The organism is Streptomyces sp. WAC07094 (assembly GCF_036320405.1).
Taxonomy (GTDB): domain Bacteria; phylum Actinomycetota; class Actinomycetes; order Streptomycetales; family Streptomycetaceae; genus Streptomyces; species Streptomyces lannensis.
On record NZ_JAVMJZ010000001.1, the window covers coordinates 6,129,374 to 6,146,169 of the forward strand.

Below are 16,796 nucleotides of genomic sequence, written 5' to 3' on the forward strand. Positions count from 1 at the left end.
CGGCTTCGGCACCGCCGACACGGGGCGGCGGAACGGAGCCCGCCCTTGCCGCTCCTTCCGCCGACCCGGTTCGGCGGAAGCGAGACACGGGGGACCCGGGGACTGAGCGAACGAGGGTCCGACGGGGGAGTACGACGGAGCACCGGTTCGTGGCGGCAGGCGGGGGGCGCGGCCGCCCGGACCGGTGCTTCGGTATGCCGGATGTGCTAGCGGCTGCCGCTCACCCGTCCCTGGAGCAGCCGCGAGAGCGCCGCGTGGACGTCGTCCAGGGAACGCTCCGGCTGGAACGACTGCCAGTCCAGGGCGGCCACCAGGACCATGCCGACCAGCGCGGCCGCCGTCAGCGGGATGTCGATCTCCTCGCTGAACTCGCCGTTCGCCACACCCGCGCGCAGCACGTCCTCGATGACCGCGACCACCTGCTGCCGCACCACCATGAGCGTGGACTGCCAGGCGCGGTTGGTGCGCCACAACTCGGCCACGTACAGCTGTGTGAAGGCCGGGTAGCGGGCGATGAAGCCGAGCCCCGCGCGGATCATCGCGTCCAGGGCGTCCACCTTGGTGCCGCCTGCCAGGTCCGTCTGCTCGGCCGCATCGCGCAGGGACTCGGTGAGCAGTCCCACGCCGTGCCGCAACAGCTCCTCGAAGAGGACGGACTTGCTCGCGAAGTTGTAATAGACCGTGCCCTTCGCGACGCCGGCACGCTCGGCGATCTCGTCCACGGTGGTGGCGGAGAACCCCTGCTCCGCGATGAGGGTGACGGCCGCCTCGTAGAGCTTCTGGCGAGTCGCCTCGCGGCGGCTCGAGCCGCCGCCCGTTGCGGTGGTGCTGCGTTCCATGCCGTTGATTCTCACAGCACCCGCCATGTCCGAGGACACAGGCCCGGTTGCGCTCGTCACAGACTCAGCTCCGGATGCAGACGGTCGAGGGTCCACACCTGCCGGCGGCGGGCCGAGAGGGCGGTGAGCGCCAGGGCGCCCGCGGTGAACGCCACGAGGACGGCGCAGGCCTGCCACACGGGCCCGAGGCCCCCGCCCGTGATGAGCCTGCGCAGCGCCTCGACGACGTAACTCATGGGCAGGAAGGGGTGGATCGCGTTGAAGAAGCCGGGACTGGTCTGCACGGGGTAGGTGCCGCCCGCGGACGTGAGCTGGAGCATCAGCAGGGCGAGCACCAGAATCCGGCCCGCCGCTCCGAAGCGCGCGTTCAGCCACTGCACGAGCGCCGCGAAGCAGGCCGCCACCAGGAACAGGAACCCGATCGTCCCCGCAGTGTGGACCATTTGCAGACCGATCGCCCAGTGCAGCACCGCCATCAGCGCGGTCGTCTGCAGCACACCTACGGCGGCCACCGGCAGCCAGCCCGCCGACGCGATCCGCCAGGCCGGGGCCCCCGCCGCCAGCGCGCGCCGGTTCAGCGGCGGGATCAGCATGTACGCCACCATCGCGCCCACCCACAGGGACAGCGGGATGAAGTACGGGGCGAAGCCGGTGCCGTAGTTGGGGGCCTTGTGCAGATCCTCGGAGACGAGCCGCACCGGGTCGGACATGACCCGGGTGCGCCGGTCGCGGTCCTGCTCGCCGTAGTCGGGGATCCGTCCCGCACCCTTGTGCAGTCCGCCGGCGAGCTCGCCGGAGCCGTCGCCGAGCTTGTACATGCCCCCGTTGAGGTCGATCGCGCCGGTCTTCAGTTCGCCGACGCCCGCGTCCAGGTCCGCCACCCCGGTGGCGGCCGTCCCGAGGCCGGTGTGCAGGGTGCCCGCCCCCTTGGCGACCGCGGCGGCGCCCTTGTCGAGCGCATTGATCTCGGCGACCGCGCGGTCGAGGTCGTCGGACAGGTGCGGAGCCGCCTCGGCGAGCGCCCGGGCCTGCTTCTGAAGGGTCGTGAGGTCCTTCTGCAGGGCCGTCATGTCGCCGTGGTAGTCCTGCACCACGGTGTTGACGTCCGCTGCCAGTCGCGCCGCCTGTGCCGCCGCGTCCTTCGCCTTCTTGAGGTCGCCGCACGCTGGGTCGTCCAGAAGCTGCCCCACGCAGCGCCTGGCGTAGACCGCGTCCAGTGTCTGCGAGGCCGTGCGGGTGCCGCTCTCCGCGACGGGCGCCGTCGTGACGAACGCCTGGAGGTGATCGCTGATCACGCCCGCCGAATCGGCAACCAGGGTCGCGGTGTCGGCGATCTGAGGGCCGTTCTTCTTCAGGAAGGGCCGCACCCGGTCGGCCGCGCCGTCGACCCGGTCGGCGAGCTTGCGGGTCCCTTCCGCGACCTGCAGCGCACCGTCCTGGAGGTCTCCCGCACCCTTGTGGAGCTTCTTCAGGCCGCTGGTCAGGTGGCCGCTGCCCCGCTTGGCCTCCTCGAGCCCCTCGGCGAGGTCCTTGGAGCCCTTCTCCGCCTTGCCGATCCCGTTCGTGAGCCGGTCGGCCCCCTCGGCGGCCTTCACCGTCGCCCCGTGGATGTCCGAGAACGAGATGAAGATCCTGTCGAGGAACGACCGGGACGCCTTGGTGGACGCGGCAGTCCGCACCTCGTTGAACACCGTCCTGGAGATCTGCCCCACGATGTAGTTGTTCGCATCGTTCGTACGCACCTGGAGCGCCCCCGTCTCGGGGGAGTCGCCCGAGCTGGAGGCGACACGCGCGCTGAGGTCGGCCGGCATGGTCAACGACAGGTAGTACGTGCCGTCCTCGACGCCCTGCCGGGCCTCGGCGGCGCTCACCTCGTGCCACTCGAAGGTGTTGCTGCGCCGCAGCCCCTTGACGAGGTCGTCCCCCACGGCCACCCGTCGGCCGCCCACGGTCGCCCCGTCGTCGCCGTTCACGAGTGCCACGGGGATGCGGTCGAGGCGCCCATAGGGGTCCCAGAACGACCACAGGTACAGGGCGCCGTACAGCAGCGGCAGCAGCAGGAGCGCGACGAGTGCCACGCGGGGCAGCCGTCCCCTGCCGAACCGCCTGAGCTCAAGCGCGGCCAGTTTCGGCGAGCGCATCCGCCGTCTCCTTGTCGTCGTCATCGCCGTCCCCGGACGGCCCGTCGGAGGTGGGTTCGTGCCGCGGGTCCCGCGTGTCGCCGTCGGACTCCCGGTGCATGCCGCGCCCGTCCCGGGCGGTCCCGCCGGGCGCGTCCGGCTCACCGGCCGCCTCCGGCCGGGTGGGGCCGGCCGCCTCGCGCCCGTCCCTTCCCTCGGGCACGGCTTCTCCGCCGCCGTCATCCGCACCGCGCCGTCCTCCGTGCTCTGGGGAGGCCGACACCGCGACCGCTCCCCGAGGGGCCTCGGCGCAGACGGCGACCACCGTCGTCCCCGCTTCGGCGAGCGACCGCAACAGGGACCAGACGGCGGCCCGTTCGCAGGCCGAGAGCTTGAGGTCGGTGTCGTCCAGGGCCAGCAGGCGCGGACGGCCGATCAGGGCCAGGGCCACGGACAGCCGCAGGGCCTCCAGGCGTTCCAGGTCGCGTACGGCCGTGCGGGAGCCCTTCGGCAGCGACGCCGGGTCGAGACCGGCGGCGGCGAGGGCGGCGTCGATCCGCCGTGCCGCCCGGTCCGCCCGTTCGGCGCGCGGGCGCAGCAGGGCACGCAGGGAGTCGCCGAAACGGGCCTCCAGCAGGGCCCGTTCACGCAGGTGCTCGCCCACGGTCAGGGCCGGATCGAGATCGGCGACGCCGGGCACATGCGCGAGCGCGCTGATCCGGCGGACCGCGGACATCTCCTTGGGCAGCCGGTGCCCGCCCACCGTCGCCCGGCCCTCGCCCGGCCTCATGCGCCCGGTGAGGGCGAGCAGCAGCGAGGTCCGGCCGGAGCCGGAGGGGCCCGCCACGGCGATGAGCGATCCGGGCGGCGCGTCGAAACCGACGCCCCGGAACACCCAGCCGCGCGGGCCCTTCAGCCCGAGGTCCGCGGCTGTGACGGCGACGCCGGGAGCCGTCTTCTGCCCCTGCATCTCCCTGCCCCCTTCCCCCGGCGGCCGCCGGTCACGGCGACTCGCTTTGCACTGACTGGTCAGTGCAAAAACGTACCCCGAACTGCTGAGCGAAGCAAAAGTCCAGGTCAGAAGGGATTGTCAGTGCCATACCTCACGATGGGCACATACGGCGACAGTGCCGTCACACAGACGACAGGAGGTTCGTCATGGCCAGTCACCCCGCAGCCGCCGCACGCCGGCGTCGCGCCACCGGCCCTGCCCCCTCACTGACCGGCCCGGCGAGCGATGTGCACCCCGTGCTGCGCCGGGCCACGGCCCCGCCCGCCGCCCTCGACCTGCTCGCCCAGGCCCACGCCGCACTCGACGAGGCGGCCCTCCTCGACACGCCCAACGAGCGCTACGCCACGGCCCACCTTGCCGCTCTGCGCACGGCGGCCGCGGTGCTCGCCGCGCGCGGGCGCCCGGAGCCCACGGCGCGACGCCGCGCCAGGATCAGGAGTGCCTGGGAGGTACTCCCCGAGATCGCGCCCGAACTGACCGAGTGGAGCGCGCTGTTCGCCTCCGGCGCCTCCCGCCGTGCCCGCGCCGAGGCGGGCATACAGGGCGCCGCCGGTACCCGCGACGCGGACGACCTGATCCGCGACGTGGCCATGTTCCTGCGGCTGGTCGAGCGCATGCTCGTGCTCCAGCCGGTGTTGCCGCAGCCGCGGCGGGAGGAGGACCGGGAGATGCCGGACGCGGGCTGAGCCGTCCGCAGGGGCGGCCCCAGTGGCGACGGACGGCCGGTGCGGGGCGGAGGGGCGCCCGGTGGGGGACGGCACGTTGTTCGGCCGGTGGACAGGCCGCCGGTCACGGCTCCCGAGGCAATAGGGTGGAAGCGCCTGCAGCCTTTCGACCTGGTACCGGGGTGGGAGGGCCGTCCGATCGCTCCGCCTTGCACCAGGCGGTGCCACGCCGAGGAGTCAACTGCCGTGTCGGACCCGCTGCGCCCGCGCGCCTCTCTGCGTACCGCCGTCGTCTGGGAGGTCCTCCAGGACGCCCTCGACCGCCGCGTCAAGGTCACGGGGCGGGACGCGCTGGACGTCCTCGACACCGGCGGCGGCAGCGGCAACTTCGCGGTACCCGTCGCGCGCCTCGGTCACCGTGTCACGGTGGTCGATCCCAGCCCGAACGCGCTGTTCGCGCTGGAGCGCAGAGCCGCCGAGGCCGGTGTCGCCGACCGGGTGCAAGGCGTCCAGGGCGACGCCCACGGTCTCTTCGACGTGGTCGAGCGCGGCGGCTACGACGTGGTGCTGTGCCACGGCGTCCTGGAGTACGTGGACGACCCCGCCGAAGGCGTCCGCAACGTGGTCGCCGCCCTGCGCGGCGAGGGCGTCCTCAGCCTCCTCGCCGCCGGGCTCGGTGGCGCCGTTCTCGCGCGGGCCCTCGCCGGGCACTTCAAGGAGGCCAAGCAGGCGCTTCAGGACCCGAACGGCCGCTGGGGCGAGAGCGACCCGGTGCCGCACCGCTTCACCGCCGAGCAGCTGACCGCGCTCGTCGAGGAGGCTGGCCTGCGCGTGGGAGCCGTCCACGGGGTCAGGGTGTTCGCCGATCTCGTGCCCGGGGTGCTGGTGGACACCGAACCGGGGGCGCTGGAGGCGCTGCTCAAGCTGGAGGCCGCGGTCGCCGAGACCCCCGCCTTCCACTCCGTCGCGACGCAGCTCCATGTCCTCGGTGAGACCCGAGGGACGGCCGGGGCCTGAGTACGGACGGGCTCTCGGCAACGGCCCGAGCGCCCCTGGGGCGAACGCACTTCAAAAATGACGGCGCCCCGTTGATCAGGGGCTCGGCGGCAGATGGAGTACGCCACAGGCCCCCCGATCGAGCGGTCCGCGCCGTATGATCGAGGGAGACCGCCCGGCATGACGGGTCGGCCGCTGGGGAATGGAATCTTCAGTGAGCCGGGACGGCCATGGCGGGTTCCGGTTGGCCAATTGGCGTAGAGGGGCGGGTTTCAAGGGGGCGATTCCCTGCCTATCCTGAAGGGGACCCCCGGTCGCCCCGGCGACTGCACGATGAGGAGGACTCCGTGCCGCTCTCGGAGCACGAGCAGCGAATGCTCGAGCAGATGGAGCGAGCGCTGTACGCCGAAGATCCCAAGTTCGCGACAGCGCTTGAGGGAAGCGGGCTGCGTACGTACACCCGGCGACGGGTCTACCAGGCGGCCGCGGGCTTCCTGGTGGGTATCGCGCTCCTCATGGCCGGAATGGTCGCGAAGCAGATCTGGATCAGCGTGGTGGGCTTTCTCGTCATGCTGGGCTGTGCGGTGCTCGTCGTGACCGGTTGGCGCAAGGCTCCCAAGCCGGGCGAGCAGGGGGCGCCGGGCGCCCGCAGGCAGGTCAGGCAGCGACGCTCCATGATGGACCGTATCGAGCAGCGTTGGCAGCGGCGCCGGGACGAGCAGGGCCACTAGCCCTCGGGTCAGAGGACTTTTGCACAAGGGGGCGGCCACCGGTGAGGTGGCGCCCCCTTGAAGCATGTCCCGACGCCCCAGACGGCAGGTCGGGGACAGGACACCACGGTGGGCACACGGCCGGTTGCGATGACCGGGGACGCCGACGCCTGGCCGGGGGCCGCGGAGGCCGGTGTGCGGCGCCTGTCGAGCCGCGGGTCGGTGCGGCGCCCGGCGAGCGTCGAGCCCGGGAGTGCGGCGCCCGGAGAGCCATGGGCCCGGCAGTGCGGCGCCCGGTGGGTTCGGTGGCGGGACGCCTGCCGAGCCGTGAGCCCGGGAATGCGCGCCTGTCCAGCCCCGAGTCCGCTGGTGCGGCGCCCGGCGAGCGGTGAGCCCGGCAGCGGGAACGCCCGGCGGGCGCGGCAGGGGCGTCCGTCCGGCCGTGGGCACTTCTCTTCCGGCCATTCGGGAATCCCACGGGTGCGGCCCTGCGGAGGACTGACGCCTCCGGCCGAGAGTCCACGTACGAGCGCGCCCGGTCCTGCTGGGGCGTACAGACCCTTCCAACCCGCCCTGGGCCCTCGCGGGCGAGCGGGGCCCGTCCACCCCGAAGCGGGGCGGACGGGCGCGTCTCGTCAGCCGCTCTGCTGGCCCGACGGGCGTCGCGTCAGGGCCGCCCAGCGGGCCGCCCAACGGGCCCGGAGATCCATCCAGCGGTCGGCCGCGGCCCATACCGCACGCCTGGCCGAGCGCGGTGCCACGACCGCGCGCATCCGAGTCGACCCGCTGACCGTGGACCGCAGGGCCTTGCGCAGCGTGCGCGCATCGTCGACCAGCCCGGCCTGGGCCTGCGGCTCCGGGGCGAAGAGCACCTGCTCCACGGCTCCGGCCACCCGGTGCACCGCCTCGGCCGCCGGCGGGTCCAGCCGGCCGAGGCGCACGATGCGCTCGGCGGCCCTGCGCGGGGTCAGCGCGTCGTCCGGCAGGATGCCGTAGTCCCACGCCGTGTCCGTGAGCTCGCGCCACACGGCCAAGGTGTGTCCCACGACCACCTGGGTCCTCCGGCTCACGAGTCCCTCGCCGGGCAGCACCGTCATCCCGAGCTCATCGCTGTGGCGCTCGCCGGGTACGGGGGGCGGCCCCGCGGACGACGCATGCCGGGCCGAGGCCAGCCGTACGGCACGACTGCGCAGACGCCACAGCATCGGCGCCAGTGGCACGGCGAGCACGACCAGGCCCAGCAGCGTCCATTCCAGGATCCGGTACCACGGCGGTCCGTCGTCCCCGGAGGAGACCGCCGCGCCCGCCGACTGGCTCGGGCACTCCGCCATCCTGCGGTCCTGTGCCGAGCAGCTCTGGCTCGCCGACGGCGCGGTGGACGGCGCCGTGGACGAGGACAGGGACGGGCGGGGGACCGCCGGCACCTGCCCGGTGGGTGCGTCCGACTGCGTGTACGAGGGTGCGGACCCGCGGTTCGGGGTGGGCTCGAAACGGGTCCAGCCCACACCCTCGAAGTACAGCTCCGGCCATGCGTGCGCGTCCCGCAGACCGACCGACATCGAGCCGTCCGGCAGTGGTGAGCCCGGCGTGAAGCCCACCGCGACGCGTGCCGGTATGCCGAGGGTGCGGGCCATCGTGGCCATCGCGAAGGAGAAGTGCACGCAGAAGCCGCGCTTGTCCCGCAGGAACCGCGCGATCGCGTTCGGCCCGTTGCCGACCTGCACATCCGTGTCGTAGGTGAAGCCGCCGTTGAGCGAGAAGTAGTCCTGGAGCTTGACCGCTTGCTCGTAGTGGTCGGACGATCCCGCAGTCACCTCGCGGGCCGTCCGGGCCACCACCCCCGGCACCGACGACGGCACCTTGGTGAACTCGCGTTCCAGTGTCGCGGGGGGCTCCGGCGCCGAGGCCAGCTGCTCGGCGGTCGGCTGCACGATCAGGCTCTTGACGTCGTACTGCAGGCCGCGGGTGTTCTGCCCGTGGTCGCCGACGAGCGTCCGGCCCACCGGCTCGTACCGCCAGCTGCCCTTGATCTTCACATCGGTCGCCGGGTAGGGCATCGGCAGCCAGTCCTGGGCGTACCAGTCCGCCGCCGAGATCTGCGTCTCGATCTCCGTCCGGCGGACGCCGCCCGCGAGGCCGGCGGGTGTGGGGAACGTGTCCGGCACTCCCGTGATGTGGCGCTGGGCGGGCTTCCAGGTGGTGCCGTCGAACTCGTCCAGGGCCACGATCCGCAGATACATGTCCTGGGTGTCGTCCGTGTTGGTGCGGTAGGCCATGACCTGTCGGTCCTGGTCCACGTTCAGGCTGTCCCGAAGCGACACCAGGGGGTTGACCGCGGAGATCGTGTTGCCGTTGCCGATGCCCGTGCCGACGCCCGTACCGGTGCCGTCCAGCAGTCCGCCGGAGAGCGAGGGCAGGGCGAGCGGCACCACCAGGGCGGCACCCAGCGCGACCACGCCGATCCGGCGGCCGGTGCGGGCGGGCGCGACGGCGTGTCCGGGGTCCCGGTCCGAGGATCGGGCAGCGGTGCTGAAGACCCGCCCCCACTGGGAGAGCCGCTCGCGGCCCTCGGCCAGGAGCAGCGTCAGATAGCCGGCGGCGGCCGCGAGGAACCACAGCCAGTCGGTCCCGCCGTCGGAGAGTCCCGCGGCCACCGAATACAGCGCGAGCAGGGGCAGTCCGGCCGGGGCCGCCGCGCGGAACGTCACCGCCAGCGCGTCGACCAGCAGCCCGATCACCAGGACCCCGCCGACGATCATCAGCCGGATCCCCGGGGTCAGGGGCGCCGGGATCGCGTACCGTCCGATGTCGTCCGCGCCCGACTGCAGGAGTTCCCCGAAGTGGCGGAAGGCCTCGGGCCCGGGGATGAACCCGGCGATGGCGTGGTCCCTGGCGAAGACCAGTGTGAGCAGCAGGAGGGTGACCACCGCCTGGCAGGCGATGGTCAGCGGGCGTGCCAGCGGGACGCGCCGGGTCAGCGCGCCCACACCGGTCTGCACCGCGACCAGGAAGACGACCTGGAGGATCCAGGTCGCCGGGGACACGAGCGGCAGCAGGGCGCACGACGCCATCAGTGTCGCCGTCGCGGCACACAGCGCCAGCCTGGCCCGTCCGCTCATGACCGTCCCTCCGCGCCGTTCACGGCGCCCACGCCCGTGCGCTGCCGGTCCGCCTCACGCCACAGGTCCGCGAGCGGGACACCTCTGGGCACCGCGAGCGCGGTCCAGCCCGCCTCGCGCAGCAGCCGCAGCCGATCCTCGCTCCGGTCCGACGCGCTCGGCACATCGTCCGGTTCGCGCCCCCAGGAGGCGCTGTCCAGCAGGAAGGCGAGCGCCCCGCCGCTGCGCCTGCTCATCTTGGCCGCCACCGCGGCCTGCTCCTCGTCGAGGTCGCCGAAGAAGGCCACCAGCAGCCCCTCGTTCCCGCCGCGCAGCAGGTCGTACGCGCGTGACAGGCCCGCGCCGTCCGAATGGTCGATCACGGCGAGCGTGTCCATCATCAGACCGGCCGCGTCGGCGGACTGCTGGCTCGCCCCCGCGAACCCGTCCGCGCCCTCACCGGGCACCGAACTGCCGGTGTCGGTCAACAGCCGTACCGAGAAACCCCGTTCGAGCATGTGCACCAGCGCGGACGCCGCGCCCGCGACCGCCCACTCGAAGGCCGAGTCGGGGCCCGAGCCCCGGAAGGCGACGGCCCGGGTGTCCAGCAGGACGGTGCACCGGGCTCGCTGCGGCTGCTCCTCGCGGCGCACCATCAACTCGCCGTAGCGCGCGGTGGAGCGCCAGTGCACCCGGCGCAGGTCGTCGCCGTGCCGGTAACCCCGCGGGATCACGTCGTCCTCGCCCGCCAGCGCCAGCGAGCGCTGCCGCCCGTCGCCGTAGCCCCTCGCCTCACCCGAGAGCCGCACGGGCGGCAGCGGCTCCACGCGCGGGATCACCGTCAGGGTGTCGTAGGTGGAGAAGGAACGGGTCAGCTCGCACATGCCGAAGGGGTCGCTCAGGCGCAGCTGGAGCGGTCCCAGCGGATAACGCCCGCGCAGGTCCGAGCGCACGCGGTAGGACACCTCGCGCCGTCCGCCCGCCTCCACCCGGTCCAGCACGAAACGAGGGCGCGGCCCGAGCACGTACGGCACCCGGTCCTGGAGCATCAGCAGCCCGGTGGGCAGCCGCGAGACGTTCTCCATCCGCAGATGGACCCGGGCCTCGGAGCCCGCGGGCACACGCGAGGGGGAGAGCCGGCGGCTGCCCGCGACCCGGTAGCGCGTGCGGTACAGCACCGACACGCACACCAGGGGCAGCACCGCCAGCAGAAGACCGACCCGGAGCAGATCGCTCTGCCCGAGCACATACGCGCAGATCGCGGCGGCGATCCCGGCGGCGAGGAAGGAGCGGCCGCGCGTGGTCAGTCCCGCGAGCGTGGTGCGCAGCCCGCCCTTGTCCTCGTCCTCGGTGCGCGCCGTCCCCCCGTGTGCCATCAAAGCCTCCGGGGCGGCTGCTGGCCGTAGCCGCGGCCCATGGTGAGACCGGACTGCTGGGGTGCCGCGGGCACCGTGGTGCGCTGGAGGATCTCCTCCACGACCTGTTCCGCGGTCCGGCGGTTGAGCTGGGCCTGTGCCGTGGGCAGCAGACGGTGGGCCAGGACCGCCACGGCGAGCGCCTGCACGTCGTCGGGCAGCGCGTACTCCCGGCCGCTGAGGGCTGCGGACGCCTTCGCCGCGCGCAGCAGGTGCAGGGTGGCGCGCGGCGAGGCGCCGAGTCTGAGATCGGGATGCGTGCGGGTGGCGGCGACGAGGTCCACGGCGTAGCGGCGGACCGCCTCGGCGACATGGACGCCCCGGACGGCCTCCACCAGTTTCACGATGTCGTGGGCGTGCGCCACCGGCTGGAGGTCGTCCAGCGGATTCACCCCGCCGTGGATGTCGAGCATCTGCAGCTCGGCCTCCGCGCTCGGGTAACCGATCGAGACACGGGCCATGAAGCGGTCGCGCTGGGCCTCGGGCAGCGGATAGGTGCCCTCCATCTCCACCGGGTTCTGGGTGGCGACCACCATGAAGGGGCTGGGCAGTTCGTAGGTCTTGCCGTCGATGGTGACCTGGCGTTCCTCCATCGACTCCAGGAGCGCGGACTGCGTCTTGGGCGAGGCGCGGTTGATCTCGTCCCCGATCACGATCTGGGCGAAGATCGCGCCCGGCTTGAACTCGAAGTCCCGGCGCTGCTGGTCCCAGATGGACACGCCCGTGATGTCCGAGGGCAGCAGGTCCGGCGTGAACTGGATACGGCGCACCGAGCAGTCGATGGAGCGCGCCAGCGCCTTCGCGAGCATGGTCTTGCCGACGCCCGGGACATCTTCGATCAGCAGATGCCCCTCGGCGAGCAGCACAGTCAGCGAAAGGCGTACGACCTCTGGCTTGCCCTCGATCACTCCTTCCACCGAACTGCGGACACGCTCCACAGTGGCGGTCAGATCAGTAAGGCTCGCTCGATCGTCATAGGTCGTCACCCGGCCCTCCTCGGCCCGTTATTGCTCCGGGCCGACGCTCTGCGATGCGGACCGGCCCACCCCGAAACACGGACACCACGCGCGAAAGGTTCCGCGTGATGCCACCCCCGCATTCTTGTTGCCGTTACCGGTTCGTGTCACTCGCCTGTGGATAACTGGCCGCGATATGTCGGCCTTACGGCCTTTTTGGCCCACCGAAGCCGTGGTTTTTCGACCGAATGGACGTTCGCGAGGGGGACAGGCGTGGTGGCGCGACGGGTGCCGGCGCCCCCTTACGCGGGATCGATCTCCCGCAGCAGGCCCGTCTTCACATCGAAGACGAAGCCGCGCACGTCGTCCGTGTGCAGCAGGAACGGGGAGGTGCGCACGCGCTGCATCGACTGCCGTACGTCCTGGTCGACGTCGCGGAAGGCCTCCACCGCCCAGGCGGGACGCTGGCCCACCTCCATCTCCAGATCGTGCCGGAACTCCTCGGTCAGGGACTCGAGGCCGCAGCCGGTGTGGTGGATGAGGACGACGCTGCGGGTGCCCAGCGCCCGCTGGCTGATGGTGAGGGAGCGGATCACGTCGTCGGTGACGACGCCGCCCGCGTTGCGGATGGTGTGGCAGTCGCCCAGTTCGAGTCCCAGTGCGGCGTGCAGGTCCAGCCGGGCGTCCATGCACGCCACGACCGCGACGCGGAGCACGGGGCGGGCGTCCATCCCGGGATCCGTGAACGCGGCGGCGTACTGCTCGTTGGCGTCGACGAGGCGATCGGTGACGGTGCCCACTATGGCGCCTTCGGGACCGGCGGGAACGGATGCGGAAGTCGTCATACCCATGACGTTACTGGTCACGGACGATCGGGGCCTGCTGTGAGAGCGGACAAAGAACGCCACGTGGGCTTGTTGTGAGGTAACCCACACAGTCGGTGGACCTCCGACGGAACCGCTGCCGGACGGGTGATTCCCCTCGAACCGCCCCGCCATGACGCCCTGCCGCGCGACGCGCAGGGCAGTTGGTTGACCGCAAGACAGGGTGGACTAAAGTGACGCGAAGCGGGAGGCGAGATGCACTTCCTGCGGACTGTTCCCCCCGGAGACACCGGCTGCGCGCCGTTGCTCCCCACGTGCGCGGCGCGTACGTACGGCTCGGCCTCCTCCCGCTCCCGGTCGGCTGACGCTTTCGGCGCCGGCAGGCCCTCCCCCTCGAGAGCGGGCGGGGACCCGGTGGTGCGGACCCGGCCGTGCCGGATCTGAGAGGCCCCCTTGAGCGAGAGTCGACACGTGCCCGTCATGCTCGGGCGGTGTCTGGACATACTGGCGCCGGCCCTCGCCGAGCCGGACGCCGTCGTCGTCGACTGCACCCTCGGGCTCGGCGGCCACAGCGAGGCACTGCTGACCCGCTTCCCCAAGGCCCGGCTGGTGGGGCTCGACCGCGACAAGGAGGCGTTGCGCCTGTCGGGGGAGCGGCTTGCACCGTTCGGGGAGCGCGCCACCCTCGTACACGCGGTCTACGACGAACTTCCCGGCGTGCTCGACCGGCTGGGTGTCCCGCGCGTCCAGGGCATCCTCTTCGACCTCGGCGTCTCGTCCATGCAACTCGACGAGGCCGAACGCGGCTTCGCGTACGCGCAGGACGCCCCGCTGGACATGCGGATGGACCAGACGACCGGCCTGAGCGCCGCCGAGGTCCTCAACACCTATCCGGCGGGCGAACTCGTGCGGATCCTGCGGGCCTACGGCGAGGAGAAGCAGGCCAAGCGGATCGTGTCCGCCATCGTGCGCGAGCGCGAGAAGGAGCCGTTCACCACCAGTGCCCGGCTCGTGGAGCTGATCCGCAACGCACTGCCGCAGGCGGCCAAGCGGACCGGCGGGAACCCCGCCAAACGCACGTTCCAGGCGTTGCGCATCGAGGTCAACGGCGAACTCGCCGTCCTGGAGCGGGCCGTACCGGCGGCCGTGAAGGCGCTCGCGGTCGGAGGCCGGATCGCCGTCCTGTCCTACCACTCGCTCGAGGACCGGCTGGTCAAGCAGGTCTTCGCGGCCGGCGCCGCGACCACCGCGCCGCCCGGTCTGCCGGTCGTCCCCGAGCGCTACCAGCCCCGGCTCAAGCTGCTCACCCGCGGTGCCGAACTTCCCACCGAGGAGGAGGTCGCCGAGAACCGCCGGGCGGCCCCGGCGCGTCTGCGCGGCGCCGAGCGCATCCGCGAGGATGTCGAGTGAGCCGGACGAAAGGGGTGGGGGAGTGACCAGGAGCGGCGTGCCTGCGGGCGGCCGGGCCGCCGAGGAGATCCCGCCCCGGCCCGGGGCCCCGGCCCGGACGGAGCCGCTCGCCGGCTCCACCGGACCGCCCCGGGAGCCGCGGCGGCCGAAGAGGAGGCTTACGGGCATGGCGGCGCGGCGGGAGGGCGTGTGAGCGCGAAACCCCGACTCAGAGGGCGGGCCGCCCGGCTCGCGCGGCTGATTCCCACCGGCGGTGCCGCCAGTGCCGCACGGACCCCCTTCGTGCTGCTCGTCGTCGTGCTGCTCGGCGGCGGGCTCATCGTGCTGCTCGTGCTGAACTCCGCGCTGAGCGAAGGCGCGTTCAAGCTCGACGATCTCCAGCGGCAGACCAAGAACCTCACCGACGAGGAGCAGGCCCTCCAGCGGGACGTGGACACCTACTCGGCACCCGACGCGCTCCAGCGCCGCGCCCACGAGCTCGGCATGGTCCCCGGCGGCGACCCCGCCTTCCTGAACCCCGACGGCGCCGTCAAGGGCGTCCCCTCGGCCGCGGCCGAGCAGTCCGCGGCGAGCCCCGCGGCCGTGCGCCCGCCCATGGTGATCGGCTCCGGATCGAGCAAGGCGCCGTCGCCGTCGTCGACCCAGCGTGCGGCGACGGCCTCCGCGCCCCCGCCCACCACGGCCCCGGCCGCCCCCTCCGCTCCGCCCGCGTCCTCCACTGCGCCCGCACACCCCTCCAAGACCCCCGGCAGGTGACGGAAGTGTCCGACAGGGAACCGCCGCGCCGCCGCGTGCCCGGCCCCGCGCGGCCCGCTCGTCCCGTGCGCCAGGACGCACGGCGTCACCCGGGCTCCGGCGCCCGACCCGTACGCCGCCCCGCCCCGGGCCGCGGGCCCGCCCCGCGCATCAGGCTGGGCAGCCCGCGCCCCCGGCTGCGCCTGGTCGGCCTCGCCTTCACCCTGGTCCTGCTCGTCTTCGTCGTACGGCTGCTCCAGGTGCAGGCCGTGGACGCGAGCGCATATGCCGCCAAGGCCGATCAGAACCGCTATGTGGGCCGCACGCTGGCCGCCGTACGCGGCGAGATCACGGACCGCAACGGGGTGGAGCTCGCGACCAGCGTGGACGCGTACGACATCACGGCCGACCCGACGCTGTTCACGGCGAAGGCCACCGGGACACCGGACGCCCCCGAGCAGGCCGCCGCGCTGCTCGCCCCGATCATCGACCAGGACGCCGCCCTGGTCGCGAAGAAGCTCAGGACCCCGCACACCCGCTACGTCCTGCTGGCCCGCCGGCGCACCCCGCAGGTGTGGAACCAGATCAAGGACCTCAAGAACACGCTCGCCGACAAGGCCAGGAGCGACAAGGGGACGGTCAACGTTCTGGCAGGCGTCCTCGCCGAGCCCACCAACAAGCGCGTCTACCCGAACGGCGAGCTCGCCGCCGGGATACTGGGCTGGGTCAACGCCGACGGCAAGGGCGGCGGCGGCATCGAGCAGCAGCTGGACGAGGATCTGGCGGGTAAGGACGGCAAGATCCGCTACGCGCAGTCCGGCGGCCGGCTCGTGCCCACCGCCGGTTCCGCCGAGACGCCCGCCGTGGCCGGATCCGACGTGGAGCTGACCATCGACCGCGACATCCAGTGGGCGGCCCAGAACGCCATCACCCAGCAGGTGAAGACGTCCCATGCGGACCGCGGCTATGTGGTCGTGCAGGACACCCGGACCGGCCAGATCCTCGCCATGGCGAACTCGCCGGGCTTCGATCCCAACGACCTGTCCAAGGCCAATGCCGCGGCCCTCGGCAACGCGGCCGTCCAGGACGCCTACGAGCCCGGCTCCACCGCCAAGGTGATGTCGATGGCCGCCGTGCTGCAGGAGAACGTCGCCACCCCGATGACCCATGTCGTCGTGCCCAATCGGCTGCACCGCGGCGACCGCCTCTTCCAGGACGACGTCGACCACGAGACCTGGAACCTGACGCTCAACGGGGTCCTCGCCAAGTCCAGCAACATCGGCACGATCCTGGCGACCGGCCAGCTCGGCAAGACGCAGCCGGAGGCCAACCGGGTCCTCTATTCGTACCTGCGCAAATTCGGCATCGGCAGTTCCACCGGCCTGGGCTTCCCCGGTGAGACGAGAGGCATCCTCGCGCCGCCGGAGAAGTGGTCGACGTCGCAGCAGTACACGATTCCTTTCGGCCAGGGCGTGTCGATCAACGCGGTCCAGGCCGCCTCCGTCTACTCGACCATCGCCAACGGCGGCGTCCGCGTCGAGCCGAGCCTGGTGCGCGGCATGAAGGGCGCGGACGGCCGCTTCACACCGGCCGCGAAACCGCAGGAGTCCAGGGTCGTCAGCGAAAGAACGGCGAAGACCCTCGCCCAGATGCTGGAGTCCGTCGTGGACGACCGGGAGGGCACCGGCGTCGCGGCCCGCATCCCCGGCTACCGGGTCGCGGGTAAGACGGGTACGGCGAACCGCGTGGATCCGGCCACCGGCAAGTACCGCGGTTACACCTCCTCCTTCGCCGGGTTCGCCCCCGCGGACAACCCCCGGGTGACCGTCTACTGCGCCATCCAGAACGCCACCAAGGGCAGCTACTACGGCGGTCAGATCTGCGGACCCGTCTTCAAGCAGGTCATGGAGTTCGCCCTGAAGACCCTCCAGGTCCCACCCACCGGGGCCGCGGCCGCGAAGCTGCCCGTCACGTTCTCGCCATGATCAGCACTACGGGAAGACCACCAGGAACCAG

General features: G+C 72.5%; 13 protein-coding genes. 6 read left to right on the forward strand and 7 right to left on the reverse strand.

The window, feature by feature from the left end; genetic code table 11:
- Positions 1-206 precede the first annotated feature (206 nt).
- The 3 genes from RCR19_RS27120 to RCR19_RS27130 are packed head-to-tail and all read right to left on the reverse strand — an operon-like array spanning position 207 to position 3,929.
- The gene (locus tag RCR19_RS27120; protein WP_331267502.1) at positions 207-839 is read right to left on the reverse strand and encodes a TetR/AcrR family transcriptional regulator; all 633 of its coding nucleotides are present in this window, start codon (positions 837-839) and stop codon (positions 207-209) included.
- A gap of 56 nt (positions 840-895) precedes the next feature.
- Positions 896-2,980, reverse strand: a complete 2,085-nt coding sequence (locus tag RCR19_RS27125) for a YhgE/Pip domain-containing protein (RefSeq protein ID WP_331267503.1) — start codon at positions 2,978-2,980, stop codon at positions 896-898.
- Positions 2,952-3,929 carry an ATP-binding cassette domain-containing protein gene (locus RCR19_RS27130; RefSeq protein WP_331267504.1) on the reverse strand — a complete coding sequence of 326 codons (978 nt, stop codon included), beginning with the start codon at positions 3,927-3,929 and terminating at the stop codon, positions 2,952-2,954. Before RCR19_RS27130 ends, RCR19_RS27125 begins: the two co-directional genes overlap by 29 nt.
- A gap of 188 nt (positions 3,930-4,117) precedes the next feature.
- Between RCR19_RS27130 and RCR19_RS27135 the strand changes: the two genes are divergently transcribed.
- The 3 genes from RCR19_RS27135 (at position 4,118) to RCR19_RS27145 (ending at position 6,363) form a co-directional block, all read left to right on the forward strand.
- Positions 4,118-4,657 (forward strand): SAV_6107 family HEPN domain-containing protein, encoded by a 540-nt coding sequence (locus RCR19_RS27135; protein WP_331267505.1) that lies wholly within the window; start codon positions 4,118-4,120, stop codon positions 4,655-4,657.
- Between the two features lie 225 nt (positions 4,658-4,882).
- Positions 4,883-5,653 carry a methyltransferase gene (locus RCR19_RS27140; RefSeq protein ID WP_331267506.1) on the forward strand — a complete coding sequence of 257 codons (771 nt, stop codon included), beginning with the start codon at positions 4,883-4,885 and terminating at the stop codon, positions 5,651-5,653.
- Positions 5,654-5,979: 326 nt separating this feature from the next.
- Positions 5,980-6,363 carry a DUF3040 domain-containing protein gene (locus RCR19_RS27145; protein WP_059133237.1) on the forward strand — a complete coding sequence of 128 codons (384 nt, stop codon included), beginning with the start codon at positions 5,980-5,982 and terminating at the stop codon, positions 6,361-6,363.
- Between the two features lie 614 nt (positions 6,364-6,977).
- Here RCR19_RS27145 and RCR19_RS27150 read toward each other — a convergent pair.
- The 4 genes from RCR19_RS27150 to RCR19_RS27165 all read right to left on the reverse strand — a co-directional run bounded on the left by RCR19_RS27150 (position 6,978) and on the right by RCR19_RS27165 (position 12,656).
- Positions 6,978-9,461, reverse strand: coding sequence for a DUF3488 and transglutaminase-like domain-containing protein (locus RCR19_RS27150; RefSeq protein WP_331267507.1), 2,484 nt, complete (start codon positions 9,459-9,461; stop codon positions 6,978-6,980).
- The gene (locus tag RCR19_RS27155; protein ID WP_331267508.1) at positions 9,458-10,816 is read right to left on the reverse strand and encodes a DUF58 domain-containing protein; all 1,359 of its coding nucleotides are present in this window, start codon (positions 10,814-10,816) and stop codon (positions 9,458-9,460) included. The genes RCR19_RS27150 and RCR19_RS27155 overlap by 4 nt, the downstream gene beginning before the upstream one ends.
- Entirely contained in the window at positions 10,816-11,841 is a 1,026-nt protein-coding gene (locus RCR19_RS27160; RefSeq protein WP_331267509.1) for a MoxR family ATPase, read from the reverse strand. Before RCR19_RS27160 ends, RCR19_RS27155 begins: the two co-directional genes overlap by 1 nt.
- 272 nt (positions 11,842-12,113) lie before the next feature.
- The gene (locus RCR19_RS27165) at positions 12,114-12,656 is read right to left on the reverse strand and encodes a carbonic anhydrase (RefSeq protein ID WP_059133233.1); all 543 of its coding nucleotides are present in this window, start codon (positions 12,654-12,656) and stop codon (positions 12,114-12,116) included.
- A 432-nt stretch (positions 12,657-13,088) separates the two neighbouring features.
- On the opposite strand from RCR19_RS27165, the gene rsmH reads away from it, so the two are divergent.
- The 3 genes from rsmH to RCR19_RS27180 all read left to right on the forward strand — a co-directional run bounded on the left by rsmH (position 13,089) and on the right by RCR19_RS27180 (position 16,765).
- A complete protein-coding gene (gene rsmH, locus RCR19_RS27170) occupies positions 13,089-14,045 on the forward strand; it encodes a 16S rRNA (cytosine(1402)-N(4))-methyltransferase RsmH (protein ID WP_115975149.1) in 957 nt (318 codons plus the stop codon).
- Between the two features lie 189 nt (positions 14,046-14,234).
- Positions 14,235-14,801, forward strand: coding sequence for a septum formation initiator family protein (locus RCR19_RS27175; protein WP_331267510.1), 567 nt, complete (start codon positions 14,235-14,237; stop codon positions 14,799-14,801).
- Positions 14,798-16,765 (forward strand): penicillin-binding transpeptidase domain-containing protein, encoded by a 1,968-nt coding sequence (locus tag RCR19_RS27180; RefSeq protein ID WP_331267511.1) that lies wholly within the window; start codon positions 14,798-14,800, stop codon positions 16,763-16,765. Before RCR19_RS27175 ends, RCR19_RS27180 begins: the two co-directional genes overlap by 4 nt.
- The last annotated feature ends 31 nt before the right edge of the window (positions 16,766-16,796 follow it).